Origin of the sequence: Bartonella sp. AP57NXGY (genome assembly GCF_042195805.1) — a bacterium.
In the GTDB taxonomy this organism is placed as follows: domain Bacteria; phylum Pseudomonadota; class Alphaproteobacteria; order Rhizobiales; family Rhizobiaceae; genus Bartonella.
Genome location: NZ_JBHIOZ010000135.1, coordinates 1 through 3,339 on the forward strand (window position 1 = coordinate 1; position 3,339 = coordinate 3,339).

Sequence of the window (3,339 nt, forward strand, 5' to 3'; positions counted from 1 at the left end):
GAAACATCACCATGAATTAAAACACGATCCGTCTTTTGATGATTAAGAGCACCACCACTATTCAGATATGTATTAAGAGAAATAGAGGCACCATCCCGTACTCTATAAACTTCACCCTTTCCCTTTCCAATACGAAGGGTTTGATAATCATCAACAGAAGAAGATTCGTGTCTTTTAAAATTAATAGAACTCTCATCCATAAGACTCACGAGTGAAATAGAAGAATCATGTGCAGCCTCGTGTTGATCTTTTTGCAACGGTTGTTGTAAAATCCATTTAGAACGGCCTCCCAAATAAAGCTCAGCATTAGAGTCTTTATCAACGTGTGTGCGACCCTCAAGAGTAGAAGCATCCGCCAAAACTGTTATAGAAGCACCTTCCTCAGCTTTTAATAAAAAATTCCCTGAACGAAGAGTGCTGTGTACCAACCCCACCGCACCAGAAATCATGTTTTTACCATAAAGAGCCGCATCGTCTAAAACAGAAAACTCTGTTTTATCCAAATTAACAACTTCTAATCGTGGTGGAGCTTTTTCTTCCTCTGATGAAATTTCTTCTTTTTTATCCCCACCTTCACTCCATGGCTTCTCTCCCCGAAAATAGATACCATAAGATCCCTTACCATTTACGGTAACAGAAGAGGATTTCATATTAACTTCAGTCACAGGAATTTTTGAATCAGAATCCTCATTTGATAAATCTTTAACTTCCTGAAGAGGAATAGAATTGACTATATTTTCTAATAATATGCCATGGATACCCCCACCAGTACTAACAATATTACCCTCTAAATTAACAGCCCCCCCTAAATCCATATGCACAACCGCACGATCCTTACCTTTATCACCCTTCCCAGTAATTTTAACATTCTCGAGATTTACTTTTCCACCTAACATCGAAGAAATCCCATGGCTGTTCATAAAATCAACTGATCCACCTGACATCCAAATTTCTGAATGATCATAACTTAAAAGACTTGCATTCCCATTAGCTGTCTTAATTTCTGTATCCTCTAAAAGAACAAACGAATTCTCTGTTGCATCAACACCCTCATGACTTTCCTTAATTTTTCCATTTTTTACCTCAATCACTCCATCACTCGCACGAAGGGCTATAACTGTATTTTTGATAATCGGATCTTCCAAAACAATCTTACCGTTCTCTAATACATGCACCCCCACTAGAAAAGTTTTATCAGCAACTTGACTACTAACCGTTACATCCTCCCCGCGAACTTCTGTACCTATTCCTTTCACCGTTATAGCAGTAGGATCATCAGGATAGAAGGAAGCGTTCTCATTCGTAATCTTATAAGATTTATTATCAATTTTAGACTCCCCGCAATTATCGCATATATAATACAACCGATTATAGTAATAAAACCCAAGATTCACTCCTCTTCCATCAGAGTGCTCATTTTTAACCGTATTATCTACATTTTCCTTACGCCCATTCTCCCCAACTAATCCACTCAGCTTACGATAATCATTTCCCCCACGAATACCATCATCGTTATTGCCAACATTAATCATATTAGGAGGATAATAATTATCACCACTTTCTCCACTAAGAGGAAGCTTATGCTTATTACTCCCGCTAAGCTGAGGAGAAGAATTAGCAGAGACAACTGGAATAACCTTTATAACATAAGGTTTACTATCCTTCCCCTCTGCAGCCGCATACACTTCTCTTCCATTTTGAAGCAAAGAGAGGATAGCTGTTGTACAAGCACATAAACATACATGATTTCTAAAAACTTTAATCATAGTTCCCTCGAAACTTTCCTTCCCCTCTCATTAAAAACAAAAGCACTTACAAAACACCCCATTGCACACCTCAAAAATACGAAAAGTGTAACAAAAGAACATGCCTCATGCTCATCTGAACTGTGCAATGAATTATCCCAATAAATTTGGCAAAAGCTCTACGCCAAAACCACCTATAAGAGAACAATTGCAAAAACACACTTTATAAGTGTATAATGCATTCTGTATTTCGTGTAAAGAAAAAATAAAACCAGTGCGTGCAATTAATTAAAAACACAATCAAACCTTGTGAACTTTAAAAATTAATCCACAAGGAGATGAATGAAACAATGACTTAAATCAGTAGAAAACAAACTCTCAAAAACGAGCTTTAGAAAACATCAAATATTATATTAGATAATATCAATACAGTACCAAAAAGGATAACGTAACGCATACCGGTCTGCTGAACGCTTAAAAAGCCGATAAAAGCGAAGCACTCTATCGCATCAGTAGCAGCATAAATTTTAAGAAAATTCGCTTTAGCGAAGAAAAGTGCTCTCATGCATAAAACAAACTATGTCTTTTTTGCTTAATAAAGAAGACGAGATTTCTTAAGAACAACACAAGTTGTTATAAAGAAAAAAGGCAACACAATGTGCTGCCTTTTCTAAAAAGGTACATAGTGTACCTTATATTAAAACTGATAACGTACTCCTCCGGAAAAACTCGTTCCCGAAAAACCAGCCTTATTAAGCTTGTGTTGATAGAGAATATCAGCATGCAGAGAGAACTGTGGCAACAGTTTGGCATTAAAACCTAATCCAGCCTCTAGAGAAGAACCAAAAGCTCCTAACTTGAAAGCATCATTGAAATGCACAAACTGTTTTCCTTCAAAACCATGAGCAAGATAAAGCTTACCATAGAAAGCAATAGCATTCACGCCTTCAGAACCTGTAGGAATCTTGGTTAAGCGTCCACCAACACGTGCTACCCACTGATTAAGGTTACCCATTTCAATATCAAAATTGTCGATATCACGGGCTTTATTAAACTGGAGATGTTGATACACAACCTGAACCTGCGGATCAAAGACAAAGCCCTTATATCCTGTCATAATTGTCTGACCACCAGCTAAAGAAACACTCAAAGGATTACCTTTTAATGTTGCTGTTTTACCCCGTGCAAGGGTGAGAACATCACCTTTGAACAGACCATAGGATAAAAGACCGTCGACATAGAAGCCAACATTATGCTGCATGCTACCATATACCGTAGCAGTCCATTTATCAAATGCACTCTTCTGACTGTACTCAACATTCACAGGCTGCAAAGAAAGTTTTCCATAAGTTCCCATAATGCCAAAGGATATAGCACTGTCGGTATTTTCAATAGTTTGCAGCAGAACACCCGCCTCTACACCATTATAACTAAGATCGCCGTCATAACCATATTCAAGTGCGGACAGATCTGAAGCATAATGATAACTTCCACCATAGCCGCGCAAGTATAAAGCGGGATTTTCACGAACCTCTACCATTCCTGTAGAAGTCATCCGCAACGTCTCCAATTGCTTATTTTGATTGCTAATATC

1 protein-coding gene and 1 pseudogene are annotated in these 3,339 nt (G+C 37.8%); both read right to left on the reverse strand.

Annotation, left to right across the window (positions count from 1 at the left end; genetic code table 11):
• Positions 1–1,766, reverse strand: a pseudogene (locus tag ACFIL8_RS08495) (autotransporter outer membrane beta-barrel domain-containing protein); the annotation flags it as partial.
• 676 nt (positions 1,767–2,442) lie between these two features.
• A partial coding sequence (locus ACFIL8_RS08500; protein WP_375689431.1) for an autotransporter outer membrane beta-barrel domain-containing protein occupies positions 2,443–3,339 on the reverse strand: 897 nt, incomplete at its 5' end.